Source organism: Nostoc favosum CHAB5714 (genome assembly GCF_020829495.1).
GTDB lineage: Bacteria > Cyanobacteriota > Cyanobacteriia > Cyanobacteriales > Nostocaceae > Nostoc > Nostoc favosum.
Map to the genome: position 1 here is coordinate 43153 of NZ_JAIVFQ010000008.1, position 21468 is coordinate 64620.

The window sequence follows — 21468 nt, forward strand, 5'->3', positions numbered from 1 at the left end:
ATATTATTTTGGAGTGTAGGATGAAAGGTTTTATCACACGTAAAATTGCCCTTGTAGTTACTGTAGTCACTGCAAGTCTTGGCTTGAGTGCTAACAAAATTTTAGCTGACGTTGGGATCATCAAAATAGGTGATATCCTTCAAATCAACATTGTTACAGGCAAATGGTCTCCTTTAAGATTCATTGGCTTAACCTCAAATAATACTCTTGTAAATATAGATCCGAGTGGATTTGCTTTCACAATTCAAGTCAAAGGAATTGACGGCAACTTACAAGGTATTGACTTCCGTCCAGCAAACGGTCTGCTTTATGGTGTCACAGATACTGACAACATATACACGATCAATTCTAGAACTGGTCAGGCTACGTTTGTGAGCAAACTATCTAGCAGCTTTAATGGAGGATTTCAGTCAGGGTTTGACTTCAATCCCGTACCAGACCGCTTACGGACAGTAGGTAGCAATGACCAAAATTTTCGTACCAATGTAGATACTGGTGCAGTCACCGTCGATACAACCCTGGCGTATGCTACTGATGATGTCAACGCCACAGTTGACCCCAACATTACCGGTGTCGCTTACACAAATTCGGTTGCTGGAGCCACGACAACTCAACTTTTTGGCATTGATTACGATCTTGACGTGTTAGTACTGCAAAACCCACCCAATGATGGCACTCTCAGAACAATCGGCAAGCTTGGTGTTAACTTTGCACCGATAAGCGGGTTCGACATCTTTACAGATGCACAACACAAAAATACTGCCTATGCACTGTCTGGTTCAGTTCTTTACACTATTAACCTATCTACTGGCACTGCAACTAAAATCGCCGATGTACCTAAAGGTAACTTCATTGGTTTAGCCGTTACATCTAAGTAGGCATCCCCAAGCTCGACTTGATCTATTGGTTAAAAGCGTAAACGCGTATGCCCTGCTCTTGATTGTTAAGATATCCAATCGAGAGCAGAGTAGGCGCTTCAGAAACTCTCACGAACTCCTCATAAACACATCACGAACTATGCTTGAAAAGTTCGTGATTTGTGTTTTCCACGCTAAAACAAGATTCGCTCTTTTCCAGAGAATAAATTTAGAAATTACTCCTCGCCTAAACATTAGACCTCTTGCATAAATCAAACAATTTGAACCCCACCCCGCCAAAGCTACGCTTTGTCTCCCCTCCCCGCAAGCGGGGAGGGGTTGGGGGTGGGGTCTTAGGGACTTTTGCAAGAGGTCTATTATTGAAGTTAGGGAAGTAGTGATTATAATTTTCACTGTCGAGGAACAACTTCGTGGACGATTCCAAGTTATTCGACGAGCGGTTTCTAATGATTTGGTTTCGGCTTAGAGGCTATTTATAAAGAAATCTAAAGAGGAACAGTTGGGTTCAGTGAATTTGTAGCGCACCTGCTCTATTGAACTCGGCAGTTGAACCTTTTAACTCGGCAGTTGAGCCTTTTAACTCGGAAGTTGAGCCTTTTGACTCGGCAGTTGAGCCTTTTGACTCGGCAGTTGAGCCTTTTGACTCGGCAGTTGAACCTTTTAACTCGGAAGTTGAGCCTTTTGACTCGGCAGTTGAGCCTTTTGACTCGGCAGTTGAGCCTTTTGACTCGGAAGTTGAGCCTTTTCACTGGGAATATCACCCAATACGTTTCGGTAGTGATATTTTGCCCAGGAAATCCCCCCAACCCCGCTTAAAAAGGGGGACTTTGATTCCGGTTCCCCCCTTTTTAAGGGCAGGGCTGTTTCATTCCCGAAAGAGCTTTAAAAATCAAGGGTTCTAGCAATTAAAAATTGGTTATTTTGTTCCTAGCGTGCCGATAAAATGAACTATTTTACTGATCTTTAAGTGCTTAAATGTTCATCTCATCGTCACCCTCACTTACCATTTTTCCCACTAACCATCTTGACAAATCCTGTTTGAAATGGAATGAAACAGCCCTGCTTTTTAAGGGGGGTTAGGGGGGATCTTTATACAACTTTAGGACTTACGCATTGACAATAAATACCAAATATGGATTAAGGTTAAAAACCATATCTTTCGTAAGGGCACAGCATTGCTGTGCCCCTACAGCATCGTCTATTTACGATCGCAGGATAATTAAGAAAAGCCTGAAAACTTCCCATTTTAGGTAATGCACATCACGATGCATTTGTACAGTGCGTAAGTCCTAAACTTGATACTTTTCAAACAACCTCTAAGACGCAGGAGAAATCAACTCACCAATACGCTTGAGAATTTGCAAAACGGCGTACAGTTCTCTCGCGGATGCAAACGGAGCAAAGACCCTTGACAAATCGTACTGTGGTGTATTTGTTTGCGTCACTTTAACAAATAAAATATCGTCTCCATTCATCACCATCCCAAACACAGGTTGATTGGGGTTAGGGTTTGCCATCATATAAGCTAGGGCTTGCGGTACAGCCGCCCAAACTGATAGCGTGGTTTTTTTTGACTCCAACACCATCACCCACAACTGCTCTTGTAACACTAAAACATCAATCCGTCCGCGCAGTATCTCCTCTCCATCATCTAGCACTAGTTCCACGGATGATTCAGCCTTAATTCTGAAAGGAGGATCGTAAAATCCAGAGAGTGCAAGTATTGGTGACACCAACAACAATATGACTGTCCCTTCTAGTAAATCACCTCCGGCACGGTGATAAAGATATCTACGCCGCACGACATCCACAGAGGCTTTTTCCGCTTCTGTAATTTCAGACAATCCCTCATACCACTCTGAGAAAAATTTCTCGTCTTCAACACGGACAAAACCGAATCGATCTTCTGCATCCTCAAGAGTGGTAATCGCTTCTGTAATTGCTGCCGTCTGTGTCATTGGTTTTAGGTAACAGTTGCTTTGTTATATTATCAACATGGGCGGATCTTTAATTATCGCCAATTGGCGCGACGCCGAATAGCCCGCACTTCTCTACGAGACGCTGCGCGAACGACAAGCTACTTCGACTGCGCTCAGTACAAGTCAGTGACCATCGTAGACATCGCATTCTCAAACTAGCACGGACTATTGCAGATTTAGCAAGAAAGTATTGCTCTAGAGGAGACTGCTTGTGCTGAACTAAAGTGCAAGCGACTAAAGTCTAATTTTTGATTGTATTTAAATCAGATTTTTACTAATTTTTTATTAATCTAAAATCTCCCTTGAAATACATTTTTTAATGATTAAGACTAGTACAATAATAAATACAAATAATGGTTTCTATGCAAGCAAAAACAAATAAGGCTAACTAGTGAAAGTTCTCGTTAGCAATTTATCATTAATAGTTACCAACAAGCAGGAAAATATTTATGGTTCAAACTTGGCTGTGGATTGGTGTCATCAGTATGGCGCTGGGTTGTGCTTTTTTCGGCGTAGGCGCACACAACGGTAAAAATGAACGCTGGAAAATACTGTATACACTTAATTTTTTCATTTGCTTAATTGCTAGTGGGCTGTACTTAGCAATGGCATTCGGTCAAGGAGTTAACATCATCAATGATCGTCCAACTTATTGGGTGCGATTTGTCACTTGGTTTTGCTCAACGCCGCTGTTGTTGTTGGATCTGACTTTCTTGGGAAAAACCAGTCTGCTGATTACAGGTAGCTTGTTAGGAGCAAACGCCTATATGCTTGCCACTGGCTTCCTTGCCACAATTACACCCAAGCCGATCAGCTACATCTGGTATATTGTGAGTTGTGGTGCTTACGTGGCGGTTTTCTACTTATTAGTGAAACCCTACCGGCTCGAGGCAGAACGCAAACATCCGAGATCCAAGCAAGCATTCCGCAAGCTGGTAACTGTGCATTTGGTGCTGTGGACACTTTATCCAATTGTGTGGATTCTTAGTCCAGAATGGTTTAACGCTTTTGGTCAAGGTGGGGAAACAATGGGTTATACGCTACTAGATATTGCCTCTAAAGTCGGGTTTGGTTTTCTATCGTTAAACACCCTACGTAATTTAGAACAGGCGGGAGAATCGGTTACTGAATCGGAAGCGTTATATGAGTAAGTAATAAATTTTCAGTCAGAGGCAATAGAATAGCTAACCGAATTAGGGGAATCAATAAGGGATTATGCGATCGCTGCCACTGCATTTTATATGCTAAAGCGATCGCACTACCTATTTTCTACTAAAAAGCAAATTATTTATAGATATTCCCATTAAGGAAATTATCGATTCTGCTAAATTCCTCCTCAAGGACGCTTCAGAAACTCCCTTGGGAGGATGCCTCTACTCAGTCAATCAGTATCCAATATATCAGGAAGTAAGCGATATTCCCTAAGGAGACTGATTGGATGAATTTGCAGGCGATTTGGAAGTTATTACAAGAGACGTTCAAAGAATGGAGTGAGGATAAAGCCTCACGGTTAGCGGCGGCGTTGGCTTATTACACGATTTTTTCTATTGCACCATTGCTAATTATTGTAATTGCGATCGCAGGGGCAGTCTTTGGAGAGGAAGCGGCAAGAGGGCAAATCGTTGGACAAATTCAAGGTTTAGTCGGCCCAGATGGCGCAGAATTTATCCAAACAGCAATTCAGAATGCTAACAAACCACAAACAGGAGCGATCGCTTCCATTATTAGTGTTGTAATTTTGTTATTGGGTGCTACTGGTTTATTTACCGAGTTGCAAGATTCCCTCAATACGATTTGGGAAGTTAAACCGAAACCCGGACGCGGCGTAACTAACATTATTCGCCTACGGGTTTTGTCCTTTGCAATGGTGATAGGTATTGGCTTTTTACTTTTAGTTTCTTTAGTAATTAGTACGGCATTAGCAGCATTAGTAACATACTTTAGCAACTTGCTGCCAGGTGTCGATTTCCTCTGGCAGATTATCAATTTCATCCTCTCTTTTGCCATCACTACGTTCCTATTCGGACTCATTTTTAAAGTCCTACCAGATGTCGAAATTGGTTGGAGTGATGTTTTAATTGGAGCTATGCTCACCTCCTTTTTGTTTTCTATCGGGAGATTTTTGTTAGGACAATATTTAGGTAATGGCAGTTTTGGTTCAGCCTATGGTGCAGCTGGTTCACTGGTGGTAATCTTAGCTTGGGTTAACTATGCCGCGCAAATTCTTTTCTTCGGTGCAGAGTTTACCCAAGTTTATGCCAGAAGGTACGGTAGCGGCATAACCCCATCTAAACATGCTATACCTTTATCTGATAACACGGAATATAATGGCAAGGCTCCAACAGGACAAGCATCGACTAAGAAAAAGCCTTCTTCTAATTTTATTAATCGCTTGTTTCAGTCTTTCAATAAGCCCAAGCGTTTAAAACAGAGAAGAAAAAATCAGCGATTTTAATTCCTGATTGTTAGGAATTTAGGTTTATAAATCTGATAGATGTTGAAATATTTCACCTCTAATAAAAGTTAGTCTTATGAAATAAGACCGCAGATAAATAACCCTTATACTGGATTTTTTCCAGAAGTCTATTGAGAAAGGAAGAAAATCAGTGCTAATGGAAAAATGGTTTTTTATCAATTGGCAGGCAATCTTTATTCCTAGCATCAGCATCTTTGAGTTAATTATTCGTGGTTCGCTAGTTTATTTAGCGCTGTTCTCAGTGCTACGCGTGCTTCCTAGCCGACAACTAGGAACACTAGGGATTACTGATTTACTCGTAGTTGTGCTATTTGCTGAAGCTGCCCAAAACGCTATGGCGAGTAATTATACATCAATTACTGAAGGGGCTATCTTGGTAGGAACTGTGATTTTTTGGAGCTACTTGCTGAACTGGTTGGGCTATAAAATACCCCAGTTCCAACGTTTTCTGAATCAGCCACCACTGCTACTAGTAAAAAATGGTCGGATGATTGAGCGTCATTTACAACGAGAGTTAATTACAGACGATGAGTTGATGAGCAAGTTACGTCAGCAAGGTGTGGAATTTTTAGCAGATGTGAAGTTTGCATATATGGAGGCTGACGGCAGTATTAGTATTATCACCTTCGACTCCAAAACTACTTCTGCCCCTGAGCAAAAAGCAGTACTAAAAAGCGATGTACATTAATTAAACTGTAAAATATGACGGTTGTATTCTGTGCCAAACTGTGATTGAGCGTTATACTTTGCCCGAAATGGCTAATCTCTGGAGTGAAGCCTATAAGCTAAAAACTTGGCTGCAAGTCGAAATTGCTGTTTGCGAGGCTCAAGCTGAACTGGGTTACATTCCATCTGAGGCGGTTGAGGAAATTAAAGCCAAGGCAGATTTTGACCCAAAGCGGGTGCTGGAAATTGAGGCTGTAGTCCGCCACGATGTTATTGCTTTCTTGACAAATGTCAATGAATATGTTGGTGATGCAGGACGCTACATTCACCTGGGTTTAACTAGTTCGGATGTTTTGGATACAGCTTTAGCACTGCAATTGGTTGCCAGCCTGGATATATTATTGCAGCGTCTGGAAGATTTGATTCAGGTAATTCGCCAAAAAGCACAGGAACATCGTCATACAGTAATGGCTGGTCGATCGCACGGTATTCACGCTGAACCGATCACTTTTGGTTTCAAGCTAGCTGGCTGGTTAGCAGAAGTGTTGCGACATCAAGAACGCTTAAAAATTCTCCACGAAACGATCGCTGTGGGTAAGATTTCTGGTGCGGTGGGAACTTATGCTAACGTTGAACCGCGTGTAGAAGCGATCGCTTGCCAAAAACTCGGACTTAAACCTGATACGGCCTCAACGCAAGTTATTTCCCGCGATCGCCACGCCGACTATGTGCAACAATTAGCTTTAGTAGCAGCATCTATCGAACGTTTTGCTGTAGAAATTCGCAATCTGCAAAAAACAGACGTTCTGGAAGTTGAAGAATTCTTCTCCAAAGGTCAAAAAGGTTCCTCGGCAATGCCACACAAGCGCAATCCCATCCGTTCGGAACGGCTGACGGGAATGGCGCGACTCGTCAGAAGCCATGCCGGTGCAGCTTTGGAAAACGTCGCTCTCTGGCATGAGAGGGATATTTCCCATAGTTCTGTAGAACGGGTGATTTTGCCAGATGCTTGCACTTTGACGCATTTTATGTTGACAGAAATAACCGACTTGGTGAAAAACCTGTTGGTCTATCCTGAAAACATGGAAAGAAATCTCAACTGCTACGGCGGTGTTGTGTTCAGCCAAAAAGTGTTACTTGCCTTGATAGACAAGGGAAGCAGCCGAGAGGAAGCTTATGCGATCGTTCAAGAAAGCGCTCACGCCGCTTGGAACAAGCCAGAAGGTAATTTTCAGGACTTGATTAGCAAAGATCCTCGCGTTACCGAAAAGTTGTCCCCAGCAGAACTAGAAGTCTGTTTTGACCCCCAGCAGCATCTGAACCATTTAGAAGAGGTTTATCAACGGTTAGGAATTTAGGATTAATTTGCTTGTAGTGAGCGCTTAAGCGCTTACTACTAACCTGTTACTCAAAAAATACACAAATTTTTTCAAAAAAGAATATATAAAAATACCAAAAATCTTTAGTATTGCATTGCTGAAGACTGTTATACCAATTCAAATAATGTTTGCGACACATCAATTATTTGTAAGGGCACAACATTTGTTGTGCCCCTACCCATCTGTCGCATTCTTTTTTCAAATTGGTATTAGTTTGGTGCTGGAATTTTTGCCAGCACTGGGTAGTATAAATAACAGATATTTACTTATTTATTAGTGCTTCGAGTGCCTTAATGATTGAAATCCTAGCCACACTTTCAGCCTCTGCGGCAGCAGGAATGAGAATAGGTACACCTCTGCTGATCATTGGATTGTTGCAGGGTAGTAGCTTGTGGTCGCAAGTTCCGATTTTATCTCACATTTCTCCACCAATATTGTTAGCTTGCCTCAGCTGTTGGTCTTTAGTTGAATTACTAGCCTCAAAAAAGCTATGGGGGCAAAGATTGCTACAAATAGTTCAATTATTCATGTCTCCCGTCGTGGGGGCAATTATGGGGTTAGCAGTAGCTAGTGCAACAGCAACACCAACCTGGCTGATTGCCTGTATTGGGGGTTCGTTAGCTTTAGTACTCCAGCTAGTTCAAGTTGGTTGGTTCTATCGTTTACGCGGCTTACCGTTATGGGCAGTCTTTCTTCAAGATACCTTGTGTGTTGCTCTAGTACTTTTTGCCTTTGATGCTCCCTGGCAAGGAGGATTAATTGCTTTAATACTGCTTTGGTTTGCAGTTCGTAGTGCTAAACAATGGTATGACTGGTATCGCAAGGGGATAAGGCATAGGGCATAGGGAATGGGGAATGGGGAATAGGACACTAGTGGTCTGTCCCATTAATTCTGAGAGTTAAGAGAACGAACCGCAAAGGACGCAAAGAGCGCGAAGTATAAGAGGTAAAGAAGAGAAATTTAAAACTAATTCACCTATCAAAACTAATGGAACAGACTACTAGTAGTCTGGCAAGTCAACAATGCTTGGTAAATCAAATTTTTATTTCTCTCTTTTCCTTCTTCCTTTGCGCTCTTTGCGTCCTTTGCGGTTCGTTCCTTTACCCTTCAAACTTCGCTTGACAGACCACTAGTGGTCTGTCAAGCTAACTTTGACGGGTGAGACACTTCTTAAACATCTCTTTTTTCTCTGACTCTGTGCCCTCTGCGCCTAATAAGGTTCGTTCCTTTACCCTTCAAACTTCACTTGGAAGAGTTTTCCAATTCCCAATTCCCAATGCCCAATGCCCAATTCCCTTTATTGCAAAAGTCCAATCATGTGCAAGAAGCCATGACCAGTAATCAACTCTATGATTAATGCAATAAAACCCAGCATGGCAATTCGCCCATTCCATACCTCAGCGCTAGTAGTCAGACCCCATTCCCAACGCTCTTGGGGGTACATTTTCACCCTTTTTTTCATTTGGGCAGCTTGCGAAAGCTTGAAACTGGGGTTTTTCAGCGCATCAATCACCAAGTCTGCAAGTGCATTAATAAACACTGGATGCGTATTGGGAGCAGGAACGCGACGGAAGTTGTGAATTCCTGATTCTTCTGCTACTTCCCGATACTCAATATCAATTTCTTGCAGTGTCTCAATATGCTCTGAGACAAAACTGATTGGCACGACAACCAAATCTTTCACGCCTTTTGCGCCTAGTTCTTTGAGGGCATCCTCAGTATAAGGTTGGAGCCATTCTACTGGGCCGACGCGACTTTGGTAAGCTAAGGTGTGGGCATTGGGTCGATTGAGGGTCTGCATAATCAGGGCAGTACATTCCTCAATTTCTTGCTGGTAAGGGTCGCCAGCTTCTTCAACGTAGCTTTTAGGAACGCCGTGAGCGCTGAAGAATATATGAACCTCGTCTGGATTAGGAAACTGTTCGAGTTCTTGGGCTATGAGTTCCGCCATTGCTTGTAGGTAGCCTGGTTCTTTGTACCAAGAAGGAATGACGGTGTAATCAATGGGTTGAAGCTTTGGGTCTTCTTGCCAAAGTTTTTCTAAAAGCCGGAAGCTAGAACCACTCGTACTGATAGAAAACTGGGGATATAATGGTAATATTACCAGGTGTTCTATATTATCTTGAGTGATCTGTGCGATCGCCTCTTCTGTATAGGGATTCCAATAACGCATTCCGACGTAGATATTGGCTTCTTGCCCTAAATGACTCAACTGTTCTTTTAAAGCTTCGCCTTGCGCTTCTGTGATCCGCCGCAGTGGGGAACCGCCACCGATTTGCTTATAATTCTCTTGAGATGTTCTGGTTCGCCGCGAGGCAATAAACCAGGCTAGGGGCTTTTGCAACCAGCGAAATGGTAGGCGAATAATTTCCGGATCGGAAAATAGGTTGTACAAAAACGGCCCGACATCCTCTAGCTTATCGGGGCCACCGAGATTGAGTAATAAGACGCCTACACGACCCATAGCAGTTACTTTCCCCCAATCTTTTCAGGTTTTTTACTAATGTTAACAATATATCTTTATTAAATATAAAGCTTAATAGCAAGGAAATATGCAATGGCAACAATTTTAAGGGATTGGAGTTACCGTTATCAGTGGCTGTATGATGGTATCTCTCGTTTAGCAGCCTTAAGTGTAGGTGGTGAAGCCCGTTTTCGACAACTTGCTTTGCAAGGCTTAACAATTCACTCAGATACTCAAGTCTTAGATTTATGTTGCGGCAGTGGTCAAACAACGCAATTTTTGGTAAAATTATCACAAAATGTAACAGGATTGGACGCTTCACCCAAGTCTTTGCAACGGGCGCGGCAAAATGTACCATTAGCAGTCTATCTCGAAGCTTTTGCCGAGAAGATGCCATTTGCAGATAATCTATTTGATGTGGTGCATACCAGCGTTGCATTACACGAGATGCAGCCTCAGCAATTGCGAAAAATTATTAGTGAAGTTTATCGGGTGTTGAAGCCAGGAGGAGTGTTTACACTCGTAGATTTTCATGCTCCTACGAATCCGATATTTTGGCCTGGGGTATCAGTGTTTTTGTTGTTGTTTGAGACGGAAACAGCTTGGCAATTGTTGAAAACTGATTTGCCTGGATTGTTAACTGAGACTGGCTTTGAAGTGGGTGAGCCAACTTTATATGCAGGTGGTAGTTTGCAAGTGATACAGGCTCAGAAGTGAACAATACTGCTTTATTAATGGCAGGTAAGAGACTCTGCTATTAATAAAGTATAGGTGATTGTTATATAGCACTTCTCATTTGCATGAAGTACATTTTTAAACCTCACCCCCAACCCCTCTCCTTGTCAAGGACAGGGGAGTGTTTGCACCCATCAAATACGGGGTGAGGTTGCGACTGTATTGCACCCAGGTGAGAACTGCTATATTCAAATTAGCATGATGAAATTTTGAGGTTAATAACAAATGACACAGGAATTAATAGACCTCAGAAGTTGCATCCAGGAAGGACGTTACGCAGATGCCTTGGTAATTGTTGATGAATTAGAGGGCATGAGTAAACAAGCTATTCTGCGGAATATCCAAGCTTATTTAAGGATTCTGCTGATTCATTTGATTAAAAACCAACTAGAGCAGCGATTAACCAATTCTTGGGTTGCTTCTATTCGTAATTCACTTATAGAAATTAAGAAACTCAATCTCAAAGACAATAAAAAATCCTATTATATAAATTTAAATGAATGGGATACTTGTATTGAAGATGAAATAGAAATAGCAGTGCGTGATGCCAGTGTGGAAGTTTTGAATGGAATGTACAATGAATTCCAACTTACTGAAATGGTGGATAGGAACCAAATTATTCAGACTGCTTTGAAGTTGTTGGCGCTAACTTATTCTTATTCAGCTAAGGAGTTACCGGCAGTTGTGGCTGAAAATTTAACTCAGCTAACCGGTGGAGAAGATTGGAGAGCAGGTAGGCGATAAAAAAATGACCCAGGAACTAATAGACCTCAAAAAGAGTATTTTGGAAGGACGTTATGCAGATGCCTTGGCAATTGTTGATGAATTAGAAGGCATGAGTAAAAAGGCAATTCTGCGGCAGATTAAATCCTTTTTAAGAATTCTATTAATTCATTTGATTAAAAATCAAGTAGAAAAACGATTAACAAATTCTTGGGCTGCTTCTATTCGCAATTCAATCCGCGAAATTAAAGAAGTCAATCTAAAAGACAATCAAACATCTTATTATATCAATTCAAATGAATGGGAAAAAATCATAGAAGATCAAGTGATTGAAGATGCGATCGCTGATGCTAGCGAGGAAGTAATGAATGGAGCATATAATCAATTCCAACTGGCTGAAATGGTGGATAGGAACCAAATTATTCAGACTGCGTTGAAGTTTTTGGCGCTAACTTATTCCTATTCAGCTAAGGAGTTACCCGCAGTTGTGGCTGAAAATTTAACTCAGCTTCCCGGTGGCGAAGATTGGAAAGCAGGTAGGCGATAAAAAAATGACCCAGGAACTAATAGACCTCAAAAAGAGTATTTTGGAAGGACGTTATGCAGATGCCTTGGCAATTGTAGATGAATTAGAAGGCATGAGCAAACAGGCTATTCTACGGAATATCCAAGCTTATTTAAACATTCTGTTGATTCATTTGATTAAAAACCAAGTAGAACAACGATTAACTGGTTCATGGGCGGCTTCTCTTCGTAATTCAATTCGAGAAATTAAAAAGCTGAATATCAAAGATAATAAAACATCTTACTACATTAATTTAGATGAGTGGGAGATTTTGATAGAAGAGGAAGTGATTGAAGATGCGATCGCTGATGCGAGTGAGGAAGTAATGAATGGAGCATATAATCAATTTCAACTGGCTGAAATAGTTGATAGGAACCAAATTATTCAGACTGCGTTGAAGTTTTTGGCGCTAACTTATTCTTATTCAGCTAAGGAGTTACCCGCAGTAGTGGCTGAAAATTTAACTCAGCTAACCGGTGGAGAAGATTGGAAAGTACGTAGGCGGTAAAAAAATGACGCAGGAACTAATAGACCTCAAAAAGAGTATTTTGGAAGGACGTTATGCAGATGCCTTGGCAATTGTAGATGAATTAGAGGGGATGAGTAAAAAGGCAATTTTGCGGCAGATTAAATCGTTTTTAAGAATTTTGCTGATTCATTTGATTAAGAATAAACTAGAACAGAGATTAACAAATTCTTGGGCTGCTTCTATTCGCAACGCCATCCGCGAAATTAAAGAAGTGAATATTAAAGACAATAAAAAGTCTTACTACATTAATTTAGATGAATGGGGAAATTTGATAGAAGAGGAAGTTATTGAAGATGCGATCGCTGATGCGAGTGAGGAAGTGATGAACGGTAAATTTACTCGCTCTGAGTTGTCTTCGATGCTAGATAAAAGCCAGATTTTAACTACAGCTACTAGTTTACTGGCTTTAACATATACTTTTTCGCCAAAGGAATTACCAGCGATTATGGATGATTATCTCAGTCAGTTGGCTGGTGGAGAAGATTGGATAAATCGGGAAAAATAAAGCGATCGCTATTTGTTCGGCAATGATACCAGTGTTAAATTCAAATTAGCACCGTAACCTCTGGAAGGGAATACAAATGACAGCAGATACTACTGTAAAATATCAAGTCCTCAAAGCAGTAGAGGAAATGCCCCAAGACGTTACTTTTGACGAAGTGATGGAACGTCTTTATTTCCTGTACAAAGTTGATCGAGGTTTAAAGGAAGTTGAGACTGGTAATACCATCTCACATGCAGAAGCCAAAAAGCAGATTAAGATATGGCACAAGTAAGCTGGACAAGTCAAGCCTTAACTGATTTAGAAGCAATTGGCGATTTTATTGCACGGGATGCACCAAGTTTTGCCCAGGTATTTGTAGACAGGGTATTTCAATCTGTAGAACGTCTACAACAGTTTCCGCTATCAGGGCGTGTAGTACCAGAAATCGCTCAAGAGGATATTCGAGAGATTATCTTTGGTAATTACCGAATCGTATATTTAGTCAGCAATGATGAGGTAAATATCTTAACCGTGTTTCATTCTTCAAGGCAGCTTAAGCTTTAATTAATGCTTATGTTTTGATAGCGATCGCTATTTCTATACAGGCGAAAACTGAGGTAGCAAAGAAAGCCAAGATTACGGTAAACTGATTGATAAATTGTAGTATTTTTTGTCGTAGTACTGTACCTGTAACAAAGAATAAAAGTTTTCGCTAATTGCAAGGTAGAGATGATGAAAGAAATAACACGCCGCAAATTTATCGCAACAGCCACCGTGGCGACGGGTTTTGCCCTGGCAGTGCAACCCATTTCTGCTCAAGTCATCAGCACCGATGCTAAGGGGTTGATAGCTGGTGCGGTGAAAATTCCCGTCAAAGATGGCGAAATTCCTGCCTATAGAGCAGCACCTGCGACTGGTAAAAATTTCCCAATTGTTCTGGTAATTCAGGAAATATTTGGTGTACATGAGCATATTCAGGATATCACCCGTCGCTTTGCCCAGTTGGGGTACTTGGCGATCGCACCTGAATTATTTATCCGTCAAGGCGATGTCACTAAATTAAGCAGCATAGACGAAATTCGCCCAATTGTCGCCAAAGTACCAGATGCCCAAGTGTTATCCGATCTTGATGCGACGGTAAACTGGGCTGTGAAATCAGCTAAAGGTAATGCCGATAAATTGGGGATTACAGGCTTTTGCTGGGGCGGCCGCATTACCTGGTTATACGCAGCACACAATCCGAAAGTGAAGGCAGGTGTAGCTTGGTATGGACGACTCGTGGGCGATGCTACCGAACTTCAGCCCAAGTATCCCGTCGATATTGCATCAAAACTGACAGTCCCCGTTCTCGGACTCTATGGTGGGAAGGATACAGGTATTCCCGTTGATACAGTAGAGCAGATGCGCGATCGCTTAAAGCAAAGCAGCAGCAAATCTGAAATCATCGTCTACGCCGATGCACCCCACGCTTTTTTTGCCGATTATCGCCCCTCCTACCGCGAGAAAGATGCTAAGGACGGTTGGAAACGGCTTTTGGCATGGTTTAAGGAGAATGGCGTCTAAGTCTGCCGAACATAGAAAAGCCTGTTTGCAACAATTACTCTTCCATATATCAAAAACGCTTAAGTATTTCTTGCAAATGTAGAAGCAGTTGCAGCAAACGCTGAATACTTTGCAACAATTACTCTTCCATATATAAGAAAGGCTTAAGTATTTTTTGCAAACGTATAATCAGTTGCAGCAAACGCTTAATGCTTTGCAACAATTACTCTTCCATATATAAGAAAGGCTTAAGTATTTCTTGCAAACGTATAATCAGTTGCAGCAAAGGCTTAATGCTTTGCAACAATTACTCTTCCATATATAAGAAAGGCTTAAGTGATTGCAGCAATTGTTGTAATGAACTTATAAATTCATTGAATTCAAGTATCTACAAAAAAGCCTCCCATCGCGGGAGGCTTAAAAGTTAGCGGAGAAAACTTATCAACCTACTGGGTAGCTACAGCAATCACTCCTCCTAATGCAGAGAAAACTGCGGAGACGGTTGCTGTGGCAAACAGCCACCAAGCTGCTGAAGCTGCGGCTTTGCGGGTTTCTTCCGCTTGCCTCTGTGCTTGATTTTTCACCTGTTCTAGGCGGCGTTGGGCTTCATGCTGTATGCGTTCTGCACGTTGCAATACTGTGTTGCGTGCGCGTTCAATTTGGTCAATGATCCGGTTGGCATCTTCCTCAGAGATGTCCTCACGAGAACTCATGATTGCCACCAGGGTATCACGGTCAAAAGAAGATAGGCGATCGCGCAGAGCATCGAACCCTGCCTGGGGATCGTCAAAAAATGTGCGAACATCGTGCTTGATACTATCATAGTTAAGTTCCGGGCGATCCAAGGAGTTGAGATAGTTACGAATGCGGGCGAAAACCCCATCAATCGCATCTTGAATGCCTCGTTGGATATTCCGCACTTGTTCTACAAATTGATCCCTTACGGACACAATGTTATCGGCAATCCGCGCCGCTTCCTCATCGGAAATATCTTCCCGAATTTTTAGCAGGGCGATGATGGTAGAACGGTCAAAATGGGAAAGGCGATCGCTAAAAGTTTCTACCCCAACTCGCGGATCGTGCAAGAGTAGTTGCAAGTCACGTTTAATACCTTCAGGATTCAGTTCTTCCTTACCAGTTTGGCGCAGATACTCTTCCAGATAAGCTTTGAATGTTTCCGCTCTTTGCTGTGTGCGGGTAGCTAAACGACGAGGCGCACGCACAAAGTTACGAATCGAAGTTTGCGTGGAATCAATGATTTCATTGACTTGTTCTTCACTCAAGTCTTTACGTTGACTGAGTAACTTCACCAGTGTATCCCGGTCTACCTGCGACAACCGACGGCGCAGTGCTACGGCTCCCTCCTGGGGATTTTCAAACAATCTGGTAAAATCTCGCTGGATACCTTCTGGGTTCAATTCTTGTTTACCAGTATTCCGCAGGTAATCTGCGATCGTGGTAGTAACAGAGTCGTATTGCTCTTTGGCTTTATCCACTACAGCTTGGGGTGTCTGGCGAATACTATGCCACGACTCTTCAGCAGAATTGATGATTTGATTAACTTGATCTTCACTCAAATCTTGCCGTTGACTCAACAATTGCACCAAGGTATCGCGGTCAAAGCGAGACAACCGCGCCCGAATTGAGCTAATTCCAGCTTGGGGATCTTCTAGTAATCTTTTGAATTCTGCGCGGATGGCATCAGGATTCAGTTCTGATTTCCCTGTATTACGCAGATATGATTCTACACTCAGCCACAGGGTTTCTGCTTGATATTGCGCCTGTTCTGCCAATCCTTTGGATTCTACCAAGACGCGATTGCGTTGTTTTTCCAACTCGTCGAGAATGCTGTCTACTTCATATAGCTGGACATCATTACGTTGCAGCAATATCGCCCGCATTTCCTGACGATCGAGGTGGGCTAGTCGCAATGTCAGAGTTTCATAATCTGCATCTGGGTCTTGCACCAGTGGTTTGAAATTCTGCTCAATGCCTTCTGCTGTCAAATCGGCTTTCGGAGTAACCAGCAGATAACTTTCCACTGCCCGTTGCAAGTCTTGGACTATCTCTCTTTCTTCAATACCTGTAACTATCACTAGTACATCTTTGCGGACAGTTTCTAACTGATCTGCAATGCGCTGAATTTGGGCTTGGGTAAGGAGTCCGCGTTGTTGCAAGATATTAGCAAAATCGTTACGGGATAGTCGTTCTAGTTCCCTGCGGACGATTCCAGGGTCAGCTGCTGGGTCGTAGAGGACATCACGAAATTCCTGGGCGATTCTTTCTGGACTTAGTTGCCAAGCATAAGTATTGTGCAGGTAATTTTCGACATCAGCCCGAATTGGGCTATAGGGTTGTGATGGTGTTGGCAAACCTAGCTTATCTGCTTGTTGGGTGGCTTTATCTTTGGCGGTGGTGAGGCTACGCAAGATTTTTTCCACATCCAAATCAGGCAAATCTGTGCGTCCCAACACAATACCAGTTAAGGCAGATAGTCCTTGCTGGAGTGTACTTTGAATTGGCCCAGGGGTTGCCTTTTGGTCAGCTTCTTTAGAGCCTCGCGTTTCTGCTACTAATCGATCCAGTTTGGCATTGAGTTCATCTGTCTTGTTTTGTCCTGCTGGAAGTGATTTCAGATAATCCATTAACTCACCCAGCCGATCTTCGGTGGGTGGTTGCTGACTTACCACTTGCTGCCAAACCTTATATAAGGTATCAGCAATGCGGGTAACATCTTTTTTGGAAAGGTCGGTGCGGCTGCTGACTAACTCGATAAACTTCTGGCGGTCGATGTTGCGAATATCTGGAGTCCCCGCGATCGCTTTTAATTGCGGATCGTTGAGTAAATTCTCAAAGTCACTCCGAATCTTTGACAAATCTAGCTCTGGAGGACGTATCTTGTCTAAGTAATCTTCTATATTTTCCCGGATACTTCCAGGGTCGATGGCGCTTCCTAGTTCCCGGCGGACAGCAGCTGCGGCGGCTTCAGCTGTCGCTACAACTTGGTTATTGACAGCCTTTGCACCCAGTGCAGCCGTGGCTGTACCCATAATCGCCTGAAAACCGGAAGTTGCCGTATTGACAACTGAGCCAATTAAGGAACCCACGGTGGTGGAACTTACCCAGACGAGGAGCAAAAAGTAAGCGCCCCAAATCACCAAACCGAGAATCGCCCCCAATACTGGGTCTAAGATTACCAGGCTTAATTTAACCGCGAGAAAAGAAGCGATTAATAAGGCGATCGTCACAGTGACTAATGTCCAAATCCCTACTGCTGTGCCAATTTTGCGAATGTTACCGCCCAAACTTCCGGCTTCCCCACTATCTGAATCTGAGTCAGATGAGTGCCCCAGGTAGGAAATACCGGCTGCAAGGGAAAGATTAGTTAGAACTAATTGGAAAGCAAAGGCTAAAATCACGCCGGAGATTAAAGCCACAAAAAAGCGCGGCCCGGAAGTGAGAACCGATGCCTCTGCTGGCGTGACGTTTGAGGATTCTACTGGAACCTGTGCCAACCACAATAGTGGTTTGTAGAGTCCCAGCATGATTTCCGTACTTTGGAACATTGTATTTCCTTCTTCTAAGGTTTAAATTTGGGGAATTAAGATTTTCTTGAGAAGCAACTCTTAGTATTTATGTATGTTTGTACCTATGGCAATACCTAACTCATTAGCTCAGAATCGTGGAATTTGGCTATTTAAAGCATCTCTCTAAAGATTGAAAAGTGTATCCAGCGAAAGATATAACTTTTATTATCCTTCCGTGAGAATCTTAATCAAATTACCACCTATTCTTAATTATGTATAGCTAATTTTTACTTTTGAATTGCTTATTTGTAGCGATTGATTCTGTTTGAATTATAGTTTTTTGTAAGTTCTTTACATTTATTTACATATTTGTTTTTGGTCACCCTCTCAAGGTGGATTTGTCTAAAAAAATACGTTTCTGATAATCGTCCAGAAGAAGTGGCTACGGTTTGTACCCATAGACAGAAATAAGTCTAGTTATAAACAGCTACATTAAAGTTAACAAATGAATCGTTGAGGATAAAAAAATGGCAACTCGTTATTCCAGAGATTTGCCACTATTTCCAACAGAATGGAATAGCAAATATCGCAATGAAATTCTGTTTGGCTAGACTCCTCAAGCCGAAATTCGGAACGGTCATTTTGCAATGATTGGCTTTTTTGCCTATTTATTTTGGGATTTAGCAGACTAGAGCGTTGTTCGTGGCGTTTTGCGCTTAGTTAGCTACTAGAACATTAAACACTTGAAACATTACTAGATATCGGAGAAAAAAAATGGCAACTCAAGAAACTCGTCCTTCTACAGATTTACCACCTGTTGCAGCAGAATACAACGGCATAGATCGCAATGCATTTCTGTTTGGCTTCACTCCCCAAGCCGAAATTTGGAATGGTCGCTTGGCAGCAATTGGTTTTCTAGCTTATTTATTGTGGGATTTAGCAGGCTATAGCGTTGTTCGTGACGTTTTACGCATAGTTGGCTACTAGAGATTAAACACCGGAAACATTACTAGATATCGGAGAAAAAAATGGCAACTCAAGGAACTCGTCCATCTACAGATTTACCACCTGTTGCAACAGAATACAATGGGCGCGATCGCAATGAATTTCTGTTTGGCTGGACACCTCAAGCCGAAATTTGGAATGGTCGCTTGGCAGCAATTGGTTTTCTAGCTTATTTATTGTGGGATTTAGCAGGCTATAGCGTTGTTCGTGACGTTTTACGCATAGTTGGCTACTAGAGATTAAACACCGGAAACATTACTAGATATCGGAGAAAAAAATGGCAACTCAAGGAACTCGTCCATCTACAGATTTACCACCTGTTGCAACAGAATACAATGGGCGCGATCGCAATGAATTTCTGTTTGGCTGGACACCTCAAGCCGAAATCTGGAATGGTCGCTTGGCAGCAATTGGTTTTCTAGCCTATTTACTTTGGGATTTGTCTGGTTATAGCGTCTTAAGGGACGTACTACACCTAATTGGATATTAGCAATAGCTCAGGATTGATAAGTAATATCATGTTCGCATAATTAGTTATGATTCCCACAGTCATTCCACCCCACCCCGCCAAAGCTACGCTTTGTCTCCCCTCCCGAAGAGCGGGGAGGGGATTAAGGGGTGGGGTTCTTCAGGTTTAATAAGGAATCAAGCGGACATGATATAATTGGGTATAAATAAACATAATACCCATAAACCCGGCTTCTCACCAAAAGTCGGGAACTTATCTCCTGAGCATTTTATATTTAATTAGGTTTATAGCGGTTCTCGTTTACGTGAGGTACACCCGTAGGGGCAAGGCGCAATGCCCATTGGTGTCAACTTAAGCTAAAACGCTTATCCCACAGGCGTTTTACCCCACACGCTATCCGGCTCCACGCAGGTGAACCCCAAGACCGCACTGGCTCCCCTTAATCCCCTCCCCGTGAACGGGGAGGGGAGATTTTGTCGCTAGACAAAAGCGGGGTGGGGTTGCGAGGGCATAATTAGTAATTGAGTAGGCTTGATATAACGTCATTGCAAGGGTTTCACGTTAAGTTGACACCAATGGGCATTGCGCCTTGCCCCTACACCTCGTTATGTAATGTTGTACCGCATCTGAATGGGAACCGCTATATCTAAAGCAAAAAGCGAACTAATACGTACAAAGCCGAACCTACCAGTTGCAATATCATCACTGGAATACCGTAGTGTAGAAAAGTTTTAAATGATATACGGCGTCCATGTTGCTCAGAAATCCCGGCGGCTACAATGTTAGATGATGCTCCTACTAGTGTGCCATTACCTCCCAAAGTTGCACCAAACATCATTGCATAAAACAATGGTAATACTTCTGGCGGAAACTGTCCTTGAAAGTCTTGTGCTAAAACTTCTGCGGGTGCTAATCCGACAGTAACAATGTATTGTTTGAGTAAGGGCACCATCCCCACCACTAAAGGAATATTAGGCACTACGCTGGATAATATCCCCACAGAAAATAATAAAACTAGGGAACCCAAGATAATATTTTTTCCTAAAATTGCTGCCAATACTCCTGATAAACCATTAATTACGCCTGTTTTTTCTAGTCCTCCAATTAGCACAAAAATACTCATAAAAAATATTAATGTACTCCAGTCTACATCCCGCAAAATGTTGTTAACTGAATCTATTTTGCTGTGGTGAGATAAAAGCAAAGCTAAAGCTGCTCCTAACAAAGCTGCGGCAGCAGGCGAGATCGGAACTGGTAAAGATTCTCCGATAACAAAAAATAGCAGGACGAAAAATACAATAACTGCACCAACGCTTAAAGCTCGTGGATGATTGATTTGTGGATGTGGCAGTTCTTCAAGATTATCTAACTGTGTATTCCAAATTTTACGGAATAAAAATGGTAATGTTGCAATCACTATGACAATGGCAATTACTCCTCCTAAACTCAACTTCAATAAATAATCTGTAAAGCTAATATTCACAGCATCGCCAACAATAAATGTAGCTGGATCTCCAACTAAAGTCAGGAGTCCGGCACTATTAGCAACAAACACCATTAAAATCAACAAGGGTACGAAATTTATCCCAACTTCTTGAGCCATTGGTGGAATTAAAGGTGCTAATAGCATTACTGTTGTGGCATTTGGTAAAACTGCACAGATGGGTGTAACAATAGCCACAATACCGAGTAATAGACGTTTGCCTTGTCCTTTAGCTATGAGTACTATTTGAGTAGCTAAATAATCAAATATCTTGGTAGGCTCAAAAGCCCGCACTAACACCATAACTCCAAAGAATAAACCGAGTGTTCCATGACTTTTGCCAATGTAACCAACAGCTTCTTGTAAAGACATGACGTTGGTAAAAACTAACAACAATGCTCCCAATAATGCCGCAATGGTGAGATGTACCCATTCTGTCATTACTAAAATAATGACGCTTATAAATGTAATCACACTGAGGATTGCTTGCCAGTTTTCCACACTTACCTCTCGAATTTAATATCATGCCCGGGTAATTAGTTATGATTTGCATAGTCATTGCA

Annotated in this window: 22 protein-coding genes; 18 read left to right on the forward strand and 4 right to left on the reverse strand. The window is 42.2% G+C overall.

Annotation, left to right across the window (positions count from 1 at the left end):
- Positions 1 to 20: 20 nt before the first annotated feature.
- Both LC586_RS08255 and LC586_RS08260 read left to right on the forward strand, forming a co-directional pair.
- Positions 21 to 878: a DUF4394 domain-containing protein gene (locus LC586_RS08255; protein WP_229484092.1), complete on the forward strand. Its 858-nt coding sequence runs from the start codon at positions 21 to 23 to the stop codon at positions 876 to 878.
- A gap of 533 nt (positions 879 to 1411) precedes the next feature.
- Positions 1412 to 1780, forward strand: coding sequence for a hypothetical protein (locus LC586_RS08260; protein WP_229484093.1), 369 nt, complete (start codon positions 1412 to 1414; stop codon positions 1778 to 1780).
- A 414-nt stretch (positions 1781 to 2194) separates the two neighbouring features.
- Here LC586_RS08260 and LC586_RS08265 read toward each other — a convergent pair whose 3' ends face one another.
- Positions 2195 to 2836 (reverse strand): type I restriction endonuclease, encoded by a 642-nt coding sequence (locus LC586_RS08265; RefSeq protein ID WP_229484094.1) that lies wholly within the window; start codon positions 2834 to 2836, stop codon positions 2195 to 2197.
- 470 nt (positions 2837 to 3306) lie between these two features.
- Between LC586_RS08265 and LC586_RS08270 the strand changes: the two genes are divergently transcribed.
- The 5 genes from LC586_RS08270 to LC586_RS08290 all read left to right on the forward strand — a co-directional run bounded on the left by LC586_RS08270 (position 3307) and on the right by LC586_RS08290 (position 8223).
- Positions 3307 to 4008 (forward strand): bacteriorhodopsin, encoded by a 702-nt coding sequence (locus LC586_RS08270; protein WP_229484095.1) that lies wholly within the window; start codon positions 3307 to 3309, stop codon positions 4006 to 4008.
- A gap of 287 nt (positions 4009 to 4295) precedes the next feature.
- A complete protein-coding gene (locus tag LC586_RS08275) occupies positions 4296 to 5312 on the forward strand; it encodes a YihY/virulence factor BrkB family protein (protein ID WP_229484096.1) in 1017 nt (338 codons plus the stop codon).
- Between the two features lie 157 nt (positions 5313 to 5469).
- Positions 5470 to 6021 (forward strand): DUF421 domain-containing protein, encoded by a 552-nt coding sequence (locus LC586_RS08280; RefSeq protein ID WP_229484097.1) that lies wholly within the window; start codon positions 5470 to 5472, stop codon positions 6019 to 6021.
- Positions 6022 to 6061: 40 nt separating this feature from the next.
- Entirely contained in the window at positions 6062 to 7357 is a 1296-nt protein-coding gene (purB, locus tag LC586_RS08285; RefSeq protein ID WP_229484098.1) for an adenylosuccinate lyase, read from the forward strand.
- Positions 7358 to 7671: 314 nt separating this feature from the next.
- Entirely contained in the window at positions 7672 to 8223 is a 552-nt protein-coding gene (locus LC586_RS08290; protein ID WP_229484099.1) for a DUF4126 domain-containing protein, read from the forward strand.
- A 453-nt stretch (positions 8224 to 8676) separates the two neighbouring features.
- Here LC586_RS08290 and hemH read toward each other — a convergent pair whose 3' ends face one another.
- Positions 8677 to 9843 carry a ferrochelatase gene (hemH, locus tag LC586_RS08295; protein WP_229484100.1) on the reverse strand — a complete coding sequence of 389 codons (1167 nt, stop codon included), beginning with the start codon at positions 9841 to 9843 and terminating at the stop codon, positions 8677 to 8679.
- A 93-nt stretch (positions 9844 to 9936) separates the two neighbouring features.
- On the opposite strand from hemH, the gene LC586_RS08300 reads away from it, so the two are divergent.
- The 8 genes from LC586_RS08300 (at position 9937) to LC586_RS08335 (ending at position 14442) form a co-directional block, all read left to right on the forward strand.
- Positions 9937 to 10560: a class I SAM-dependent methyltransferase gene (locus LC586_RS08300; RefSeq protein ID WP_229484101.1), complete on the forward strand. Its 624-nt coding sequence runs from the start codon at positions 9937 to 9939 to the stop codon at positions 10558 to 10560.
- 243 nt (positions 10561 to 10803) lie between these two features.
- The gene (locus LC586_RS08305; protein WP_229484102.1) at positions 10804 to 11322 is read left to right on the forward strand and encodes a DUF29 family protein; all 519 of its coding nucleotides are present in this window, start codon (positions 10804 to 10806) and stop codon (positions 11320 to 11322) included.
- Between the two features lie 4 nt (positions 11323 to 11326).
- Positions 11327 to 11848: a DUF29 family protein gene (locus LC586_RS08310; protein WP_229484103.1), complete on the forward strand. Its 522-nt coding sequence runs from the start codon at positions 11327 to 11329 to the stop codon at positions 11846 to 11848.
- Between the two features lie 4 nt (positions 11849 to 11852).
- Entirely contained in the window at positions 11853 to 12374 is a 522-nt protein-coding gene (locus tag LC586_RS08315; RefSeq protein ID WP_229484104.1) for a DUF29 family protein, read from the forward strand.
- A 4-nt stretch (positions 12375 to 12378) separates the two neighbouring features.
- The gene (locus tag LC586_RS08320; RefSeq protein ID WP_229484105.1) at positions 12379 to 12900 is read left to right on the forward strand and encodes a DUF29 family protein; all 522 of its coding nucleotides are present in this window, start codon (positions 12379 to 12381) and stop codon (positions 12898 to 12900) included.
- A 76-nt stretch (positions 12901 to 12976) separates the two neighbouring features.
- Complete coding sequence (locus tag LC586_RS08325; protein WP_229484106.1) at positions 12977 to 13171, forward strand: hypothetical protein; 195 nt, start codon at positions 12977 to 12979, stop codon at positions 13169 to 13171.
- Entirely contained in the window at positions 13159 to 13443 is a 285-nt protein-coding gene (locus tag LC586_RS08330; protein WP_229484107.1) for a type II toxin-antitoxin system RelE/ParE family toxin, read from the forward strand. Before LC586_RS08325 ends, LC586_RS08330 begins: the two co-directional genes overlap by 13 nt.
- 168 nt (positions 13444 to 13611) lie before the next feature.
- Positions 13612 to 14442 (forward strand): dienelactone hydrolase family protein, encoded by an 831-nt coding sequence (locus LC586_RS08335; protein ID WP_229484189.1) that lies wholly within the window; start codon positions 13612 to 13614, stop codon positions 14440 to 14442.
- A 425-nt stretch (positions 14443 to 14867) separates the two neighbouring features.
- Here the strand turns inward: LC586_RS08335 and LC586_RS08340 are convergent, their stop codons facing one another.
- A complete protein-coding gene (locus LC586_RS08340; RefSeq protein WP_229484108.1) occupies positions 14868 to 17987 on the reverse strand; it encodes an MFS transporter in 3120 nt (1039 codons plus the stop codon).
- A gap of 735 nt (positions 17988 to 18722) precedes the next feature.
- Between LC586_RS08340 and LC586_RS08350 the strand changes: the two genes are divergently transcribed.
- The 3 genes from LC586_RS08350 to LC586_RS08360 are packed head-to-tail and all read left to right on the forward strand — an operon-like array spanning position 18723 to position 19443.
- Positions 18723 to 18935, forward strand: a complete 213-nt coding sequence (locus tag LC586_RS08350) for a high light inducible protein (protein WP_229484109.1) — start codon at positions 18723 to 18725, stop codon at positions 18933 to 18935.
- Between the two features lie 41 nt (positions 18936 to 18976).
- A complete protein-coding gene (locus LC586_RS08355; protein ID WP_229484110.1) occupies positions 18977 to 19189 on the forward strand; it encodes a high light inducible protein in 213 nt (70 codons plus the stop codon).
- Between the two features lie 41 nt (positions 19190 to 19230).
- Positions 19231 to 19443, forward strand: coding sequence for a high light inducible protein (locus tag LC586_RS08360; RefSeq protein ID WP_229484111.1), 213 nt, complete (start codon positions 19231 to 19233; stop codon positions 19441 to 19443).
- A 625-nt stretch (positions 19444 to 20068) separates the two neighbouring features.
- Here the strand turns inward: LC586_RS08360 and LC586_RS08365 are convergent.
- Complete coding sequence (locus LC586_RS08365; protein ID WP_229484112.1) at positions 20069 to 21406, reverse strand: ArsB/NhaD family transporter; 1338 nt, start codon at positions 21404 to 21406, stop codon at positions 20069 to 20071.
- Positions 21407 to 21468 lie beyond the last annotated feature (62 nt).